Origin of the sequence: Myxococcus xanthus (assembly GCF_013116825.1) — a bacterium.
Classification (GTDB): domain Bacteria; phylum Myxococcota; class Myxococcia; order Myxococcales; family Myxococcaceae; genus Myxococcus; species Myxococcus xanthus_B.
In genome coordinates, this window is sequence record NZ_JABFNS010000051.1 from 47104 (window position 1) to 55222 (window position 8119).

The 8119-nt window shown below is 70.8% G+C and carries 8 protein-coding genes; 6 read left to right on the plus strand and 2 right to left on the minus strand.

Annotated elements, in window-relative coordinates; translation table 11 throughout:
* Positions 1-114: 114 nt before the first annotated feature.
* The 4 genes from HNV26_RS17070 to HNV26_RS17085 all read left to right on the plus strand — a co-directional run bounded on the left by HNV26_RS17070 (position 115) and on the right by HNV26_RS17085 (position 5760).
* Positions 115-2304, plus strand: a complete 2190-nt coding sequence (locus HNV26_RS17070) for a trypsin-like serine peptidase (protein WP_366816885.1) — start codon at positions 115-117, stop codon at positions 2302-2304.
* A 148-nt stretch (positions 2305-2452) separates the two neighbouring features.
* On the plus strand, positions 2453-4045 hold the full coding sequence (locus HNV26_RS17075; RefSeq protein ID WP_366816886.1) for a hypothetical protein: 1593 nt from the start codon (positions 2453-2455) through the stop codon (positions 4043-4045).
* A gap of 103 nt (positions 4046-4148) precedes the next feature.
* Positions 4149-4391, plus strand: coding sequence for a DUF1059 domain-containing protein (locus HNV26_RS17080; RefSeq protein ID WP_171440091.1), 243 nt, complete (start codon positions 4149-4151; stop codon positions 4389-4391).
* A gap of 109 nt (positions 4392-4500) precedes the next feature.
* A complete protein-coding gene (locus HNV26_RS17085; RefSeq protein ID WP_171440092.1) occupies positions 4501-5760 on the plus strand; it encodes a tetratricopeptide repeat protein in 1260 nt (419 codons plus the stop codon).
* Positions 5761-5767: 7 nt separating this feature from the next.
* On the opposite strand, the gene HNV26_RS17090 is transcribed toward HNV26_RS17085, so the two are convergent.
* Positions 5768-6382 carry a DUF4230 domain-containing protein gene (locus HNV26_RS17090; protein ID WP_253816686.1) on the minus strand — a complete coding sequence of 205 codons (615 nt, stop codon included), beginning with the start codon at positions 6380-6382 and terminating at the stop codon, positions 5768-5770.
* Positions 6383-6423: 41 nt separating this feature from the next.
* Complete coding sequence (locus tag HNV26_RS17095; RefSeq protein WP_011556259.1) at positions 6424-6981, minus strand: helix-turn-helix domain-containing protein; 558 nt, start codon at positions 6979-6981, stop codon at positions 6424-6426.
* Between the two features lie 85 nt (positions 6982-7066).
* On the opposite strand from HNV26_RS17095, the gene HNV26_RS17100 reads away from it, so the two are divergent.
* Positions 7067-7795, plus strand: a complete 729-nt coding sequence (locus HNV26_RS17100; protein ID WP_171440094.1) for an SDR family NAD(P)-dependent oxidoreductase — start codon at positions 7067-7069, stop codon at positions 7793-7795.
* The coding region (locus tag HNV26_RS17105; RefSeq protein WP_253816688.1) for an S-adenosylmethionine:tRNA ribosyltransferase-isomerase at positions 7792-8119 on the plus strand (328 nt) is incomplete at its 3' end. The genes HNV26_RS17100 and HNV26_RS17105, both read left to right, overlap by 4 nt.

Below are 8119 nucleotides of genomic sequence, written 5' to 3' on the forward strand. Positions count from 1 at the left end.
GGCTAGAACTGCGAGTGTGGCTCGTCGCTTGCTCCAGGAGCGCGGGCCCGCCGGTGCCCGCGGTCCTGATTCGGGCGTCCACCCCCGGTGGTTGCCACCCCCACGAGGTGTTGCGTGAGATTCAATCTGAGAGGCCTGTTGCTGGCCGGAATGATGCTGGCCGGCGGCGGTGCCATGGCGGAAGAGGGTGCGGTCTGCGAAGGCCGTACGTCACAACCTCCCCTGCAGCGGGATGCCCAGGGGCGCGTGAAGGTGGGCGAGGACGTCGTCGCCACCTTCAAGTCACGTCAGCCCAATGCGCGGCCGGAGGGCGTTCGCGCCAAGGCCGAGCTGGTCTGGACGGACCGCGTCAGCAGCCCAGGTGCCACGTACATCGCGCCGCACTTCAGCCAGTTCGCGCTCGCGTCGGGGGACTACGTCATCGTCCGCGCGCCGGACGGCTCGCGTGAGTACCGCTACGAGGGCTTCGGCAAGGGCGAGGGGAACGCGCCGTTGAAGGGCGGCTTCTGGAGCGGTCACATCTCCGGTGACGTCGCCATCGTCGAGCTGTGGAGCGTGGGCGGCCACGCGAAGTCCGGCTACACCATCGACCGGTTCGCTCGCGGCTTCGCCAACCTGGCGGCGCTGGGCGAGGGCCTGGACAACGAGGCTCTCTGCGGTCCGGACGACTCGCGCAACGCGCGCTGCTACCAGACGTCGGACCCGCGTCAGTACAAGCACTCGCGCGCGGTGGCCCGGCTGCTCATCAACGGCAGCGGGGCCTGCACGGGCTGGCTCGTGGGCAACCAGGGCCACGTGATGACCAACGAGCACTGCATCGGCAACACCTCGGACGCGCTCAACACCGACTTCGAGTTCATGGCCGAGGGCGGCGCCTGTACCTCCGCTTGCAACAGCTGGTTCGGTTGTCCGGGCACGGTGGTGGCCACGACCTCCACGCTCATCGCCGTGGACGCGCCCCGGGACTACGCCCTGGTGCGGCTGCCCACCAACCCCACGGCCACCTACGGCTACCTCCAACTGCGCAACTCCACCGCGTTGGTGGATGAGCGCATCTACATTCCCCAGCACCCCGCCGCCTGGGGCAAGCACATCGCCCGCAACTCCACGCACGCGTCGGACGCCTCGGGCTTCGCGGAGATCTTCGCCCTCAACCGGCCCGCGTGCTCGCCGGGTGGCCCGCCGGACATCGGCTACTACGCGGACACCCAGGGGGGCTCGTCCGGCTCTCCCGTCATCGCCAACTCCGACCACCGCGTCGTCGCGCTGCACCACTGCGCCAACTGCCCCAACCGGGGCGTGCCCATCACCTCCATCATCTCCCACCTGGGCTCGCTGTTGCCTCAGTGCGCGCTGCGCAGCGCCACCTGCCCGGACCCGTATGACGTCTGGATGCGCGACACCTGGTCCGACACCGGTCTGGAGCCGGACTCCGCCACCGCGGGGCAGGACATGTGGGCCAGCCCGTACATCTGGATTCGCCGCAACCCGGACGGCGTCGCCAACCCGCACGTCCACCAGAACCCCGAGCTGGGCGTGACGAACTACGCCTACGTGAAGCTGCACGGTGGGCCCCGTCCGGGCGCCACGGGGCGCCTCAAGCTGTACTACGCCAACGCCTCCACCGGTTTGGCCTGGCCCACGGACTGGACGCAGTTCGGTGACGTCGCCGTCAACGGCTTCACGCCCGACACGCACATCGTCCAGGCGCCGTGGAGCAGCCTGCCCGGCGAGGGCCACTACTGCCTGGTGGCGCGTTGGGAGTCCGCAGCCGACCCCATGTCGTTCACCGAGACGACGGACATCGACACCAACGTGCGTCAGAACAACAACATCATCTGGCGCAACGTGAACATCGTGGACCTGGAGTCCGGCAGCGAGGAGGTCCACTTCATCGTGCGCAACGTGCACGAGGGAATCCGGGCGCTGCGGCTGGCGGTGCGGGTGCCGGCAGCGGACCGGCAGCGGCCCTTCCCGGGGAATGGCGGCCGGGTCGTCGTGCGTCTGCCGGACGAGCTGTTCAAGCGCTGGGTGGAGGTGGGCGGCAAGGCCGAGGGCATGAAGATGCTGCGCGAGGGCGAGTTCGAGGTCGTGTCTCCGGAAGGGGGCGTGTTCCACGAGCTGCCGCTGGGCTTCCGCGAGGAGCACCAACTGCGGATGTTCTTCGAGCGCTCGGCGGACGCCACGCCGGAGCCCTATCACCTGGAGGTCGTGCAGTTCGACCAGGACAAGCCTGACCGTGAGAGCCTGGGCGGCATCGGCTACGACATCTACACCCACGGCGAGCCGAAGCCGAAGGAGTAGCCGTCGCTCCGCCTGACGCGGCTTCGCTCGCGTGCCTTCCTGGCGCGGGCGGAGCCGTGACGTGTTTGCATCCGTCCGTTGCCGTGCTTTGTCTGGTCTCCGGCGCGGCGCTTCCCGCCGCGTCCTTTCCCGGAGGCAGTGCGTGCGGGTGGATGACCTTTGCCTGGTGCTGGTGTCCTCGCTGTTGCGGGAGGACCGTGCTCGGTGGCCTGAGCGGCTCGAGGCGCTGGAAGAGGCGCTGGGTGCGCCCTGGTCGCTGCGGCGGCTCGAGGTGCCGAGGGCGTACTCCCTGGGCGTGCGGCTCCTGGATGGGCGTGAGCTCCCGCTCGCCACGTGGCTCGACTCGTTCGATGCGGGTGGGGGGCGCTCCGTTCGCGTGGTGGACCTCGGCGCGTCCTCGTCCGAGGCGCTTCCCGCGCACATCGCCGCCGCGTTCGCCAACTCGGGAGGCGTGGTGCTGGAGGTGACCTCGGGTGGGGCGTCCTCGCTCTTCCTCCTGCGAATGCACGCCAGCCGACCGCACCTGCTCACCGCGCGGCAACTCGTGGACTTCGCCCGTGCGCAGTCGCACGCGGACCGCGTCTTCGAGGCCTGGGCGGAGTTCATCTCCGAGAACAATCAGCTCAACGACCGGCCCGCGGTGCAGGCCTCGGAGGTGCCGGACTACCTGGCCTCGCCGGACGGGTTCGTGCACTACGACTTGAGCGGCGGTGACCTGGTGGAGGCGCTCCAGGCCACCCTTCGCCGTCACGGCGCGGACGTGACGATGCCAGACGCGCTCCGGGCCTGCTTCTACACCAGCGACCCGGACGCACTGTTTCGCGAGATGCTGTCTCCCGAGCAGCAGGCGGATTTTGTCCCGTTGGAGGAGCAGCTTCTCCTCACCGAGACCACCACGCCGCAGCAGTTCGCTGACCTGGTCGCCGCGCAGCCCTTCGCCGCGGATGCCTGGACGCGCATCGCGCGGAACCAGAACTCGTTCCTGACGGAAGGGGAGACGCCCGTGACGGCGGAGGGTTTCGAGGCCCGTCTCCAGACGATGGCGCCGGATGGGCTCCAGTCGATGCTGGCCGGCAACCTGATGCTGGCGTTGCAGCAGGCGGCCCGGGCCCATGGCGCGGAGTTGGTCATCCCCGAGCCCTTGCGCGGATGCGTCCGGCCCGCGTTCTCCCGGGATGAGGACCCGGGGCGGATTCCGGGCAGGGAATTGCTGCGCCTGCAGTCCAATCCCGACGTGTACCAGATGTACCTGTTCCACGAACGGGCGGCCGGGCCCGCGCTCGTGTCCGAGGGGCCGTCCTGGGACGAGGCGCGGCGTGGCTTCATGAAGGCACTGGGGGAGGCCGTTGCCTTCTCGGCCGCGCAGGGCTCGAACTTCGCGGATGCGTTCAAGCTGGCGCTCTTCGCGCTCGAGGGTCAGGCGCCGCGCTACGACGAACTGTCACCGGAGCGCGTGCCGGATTTCCTGGAGGCGGTGAAGGCCGCGGGCTTCGACGGGCGGCCGGTGCAGGTCTTCGAGGACAGGCTGGGCTCGTTGGGGCTGTTCCGGTCGCTGGGGATGTCCGAGGAGAAGCTGCGTGGACTGCTCGCCTACCAGCTGTCCGATGTATTTGGCGGCATGGGCTCGTGGAACGACCAGTACTTCGAGACGCCCGAGGCGCAGCAGCAGTACGACGGGGTGTCGGCGCGGCTGTTCGAGGCGCGGAGCGCGTTCTTCGTGGCCACGCTCAACGCGCGCTGAGGCGGAAGGTGTGATGGTGGGCACGGCAGCCGGGCCCTGGCTGCCTGTCCCTCCCTTGTGGCGCTGGGCGGCGGTGTCCACCTCTGACGGAGGAGGCACCACCATGTCACGCAAGACGATGGACTGCCGGAAGGCGCCCAGTGACACCCACTGCACGCTGACGATTTCGGGCGAGGAGGACGAGGTATTCCAGGCGGCCATCTCGCACGCGGTCTCCGCGCACGGCCACGAGGACTCCGGTGAGCTGCGCGAGATGATTCACGGCATGCTCGAGGACGAGGCGCCCGAGGCCAGCATGGGCCGGCCCATGTCGATGCAGGAGCCGCAGCAACCGAGCAGGCACTGAAGGACGCGCCTGTCAGTGCGTGGGTTTTCCATGGGGAGGGCGGCGCCTCCAGGGGCCGAAACGCTGTCTGTGGTTGGGCTGGCCATGGGGGAGCACTAGAGTCCCGCCAGTGAGTGCCCCCCTGGACCTGGAGCGCGTCCGCCGCAAGGTGGAGGCGGGTGAGATTCTGAGCGACGCGGAGCTGGCCCTGCTCCGCGCCGAGGCGCAGCGTGGCACCGGCTCCGCCTTGCGCCTGGCCCTGGCGCACGCCCTCATCAACGCGGGCGCTGAACGTGAGGCGTTGCCCCTGCTGGAGAGCCTGCGGCGGGACTTCCCACGCGACCTGCCTGTGCGGCTGGGACTGGCGCGGGCCCTGCTCGGACTGGAGCGCCACGGCGACGCGGAGCGGCTGCTGACCGAGGTCCTGGCCCAGTCGCCAGGAGACCCGGAGGTGCTCAAGGTGCTCGCGGTGCTGGGCCTGCGGCGCGGTGAAGCGGACAAAGCGCGTGCCTACGTCGCGGATGCGCTGGCTCGCGACCCCTTCGACGCCGAGGCGCGGCTTCTGAAGGAGGAGCTGGAGTCCGTCGACCTGCCGCCTCCGTCCGTTCCCCAGGAGCAGGTGCTGCGCCCGGAGTTCACCGCCGCGCTCACCGCCGCGCTGGGCCGCGCCCGGGTGGCGTTCCGACGGCAGGGGAAGGACCTGCTCGTGAAGCTCGCCACGGGCGGTGTTGGACGCGTGGACGTGGGCTCGCTGTACGTGGCCTACCAGGAGTCCCCGGGCACGCAGGGGCTCATTGCCTACGCGGATGCGCTGGCGGCGCGGCTCGGCGGGTTGTCCTCGGGCCTGGGCGCGGAGGTCGCGGCGTTGGAAGCGCGGCTGCGTCCGGTGCTGCGCCCAGCGGACTTCGCGGCGCGCGCCGTGGGCGCCTTGCACCGCACCGGTCCCGCGGGCCTGGGAGTCTTCTACGTGCTGGAGGACGCGGAGTTCGTGCGCTACCTGCCCGAAGCCGCCCTGGCCCCCGCGGGACTCACGCCGGAGTCGGCGGACGCGGCGGCGTGGCGCAACCTCTCCTCGCGTCTGGCTCCGGTGCGGCCCGTGCTCGTCGACCAGGGGGAAGTCCGGCTGGCGGAGGCCATCTCCGGACTCTGGGCCGTGGCGGAGGGGGACGGCCATGACGCCGCGCGGCTGCTCCTGCCTTCGCAGCGCAAGGAGCTAGCGCTGGTCGCGGGAGAGGGCCCCCTGCGCGTGGCCCTCGGACGGCGGGAGCTGGTGCTGGCCTGCCGCGAGTCGGATGCCGCCGCGTGCGAGGCTCTGGCGCGACTCGTGCCCTCGCCGGATGGAATCCCGGGCATCTTCCGCCTGACGGAAGCGGGCCTGTCCGCGGTGTGAGGTGGTTTCAGCCCGCCGTTCCCGCGGGCAACTGGTCCACGAACGACACCTCGCGGTAGCCCAGCGTGAGCAGCAGCGCCCGCAGCGAACGCTCCGCTGACTCCCGCGCCCGCCGCCGGAGTTTCCCGTTCGAGCGGACCTCCTGCTCGAAGGCGAGGCGGGCCTTCTCCAGCAGCTGCGCCGTCTGCTCGCTGTCCAGGTTGGAGTCGATGACCTCCGTCTCGCCGGGACGCAGCTCCACCTTCACCTCCATGGGAGGCAGCACCACGTAGACGCGCGTGCCCGTCACCTGGAGATGAGAGCGGTCGAAGCGCTGGAAGTCGAAGCCCAGGTGCGCGTTCGCGAAGACGATGGCGCGGCCATGCGGATTCTGGAGCGCGTAACGCGCCCAGTTCAGCACGTCCTTCCAGAGCGCGTCCGTGGCCTGGGGCTCCGGCGTGAAGGTCACCTTCTTGTAGAGCGAGACCTCCAGCGTCTCCAGCCGGGCCACGTCCCGCATCTGCTGCACGACGGATGGCGTGTCCGGCAGCGACGGCGAGGCGGGCTTCATCAACAGCCAGGCCCCCAGCGCGCCGAGCGCGGCGCCCAGGACGACGGTGAGGACTCGCGAGAGGTGCGCCATGGGGCCCAGTGTACCTCCCCGGGCAGGCGCTTCCGGCGCGCTCATATCGAAGGCGCCAGCAGGACGACCGAGTAACCCACGGCCGTCCGTGCTCCAGGATTCTCGTACGAGTGCTTCTGGTCCCCCCGGAAGACGACGACGTCTCCGGGCTGGAGGTGGAAGCGCTCCCCGCTGGCGACGAGCACCAGCTCCCCCGACTCACACGCCAGGTACTCCCGGGTGCCGGGGGTGTGCGGAACGCCGGTGATGCGCACCTGCGGCGGCAGCTCCACGCGGTCGAACTCCATGCCAGGCAGCGGGTCCGGCAGCAGCTTGCGCAGCATGCCGCCTCCACGCGTCCGGACGGGCAGGGTGGCGCGCGGGTAGTGCCGGGCACTGGCGCGGGGCTTCGCAATCAGCTCCTCCAGCGACACCTGGAGCGCGGCGGCCACGCGGTGCAGCACGGACAGCGTCGGGTTGGCCGCGCCGGACTCCAGGTGGGCCCAGGTGGCGCGCGGCACGCCCGCCAGCCGGGACAGCTGCGCCTGTGTGGCGCCTCGCGTCTCGCGCAGGGAACGGATGTTGCGGGCCAGTCTGCCGGGCAGGTCATCGTCGTTCATGGATTGGCAATCTGCCAAGCCCTTGGCCCACATGCCAACACAATGGCGAGCGGCGTGTATCTCCCGTCTCAAGGAGAACGCACGAATGATTCGCATCGACAAGAGCATCCTGATTACGGGCGCGAGCCGGGGACTGGGGCTGGCGCTGATGAATGGCCTGGCTCGGCGAGGCGCGCGGGTGGTGGGCGTGGCGCGTCATGCCGCGGAGATGGAGGCCGTCGCGGAGGCGCTGCGCTGGGAGGGACTGGAGGCGCACGCGCTGGCCTACGACGTGGGGGACAAGGAGGCCATCTACCCGATGGTGGGCGCGGCCACCGCGCTGGTGGGCCCGCTGGACGTGCTGGTCCACAACGCGAGCACGCTGGGGCCCACACCGCTGCCGCTGCTGCTGGACACCGCCTGCGAGGACCTGCAGCGCGTGCTGGAGGTCAACGTGGTGGGCCCCTTCCGCCTCACCAAGGCGGTGGCCGGGAACATGGCGGTGCGAGGCAAGGGGCTGGTCATGCACATCACCTCGGATGCGGCGGTGTCCGCCTATCCCCGCTGGGGCGCCTATGGCGTGTCCAAGGCCGCGCTGGAGCACCTGGGGCGCGTCTGGGCCGCGGAGCTGGAGGGCACGGGCGTGCGCTTCGTCTCGGTGGACCCCGGGGAGATGGACACGCGGATGTACCGCGACGCGGTGCCGGATGGGGACTACTCGCGGTTGAGCCGCCCGGAAGCGGTGGCGGCCCGGCTCGTGGAATGGGTGGCGTGGCGGTCGGAGTCGCTGCCCTCGGGCGCCCGTCTGGAGGCGGCGACGCTGGAGGCCGCATGACGCCCGCGTGCTGGCCCGTGGACCGCCCCGAGGAGGGACGCCTGCTGCATGTGGAGCCGCGCGCCCGCCGCTATCGCGACGCCCGCGTGGCGGACCTCCCGTCGCTGCTGCGCGCCGGGGACCTGCTGGTGGTGAACGACGCCGCCACGCTGCCCGCGTCCCTGGTGGGGCGAACGGAGTCTGGAGAGCGAATCGAGCTGCGCCTGTTGTCACGCGAGCTGGACGGCACCTGGACAGGGGTGCTCTTCGGCGCGGGGGACTGGCGACGGCGCACGGAGGACCGGCCACCGCCGCCGGTGCTGGCCGTGGGGGCGGGGCTCGTGG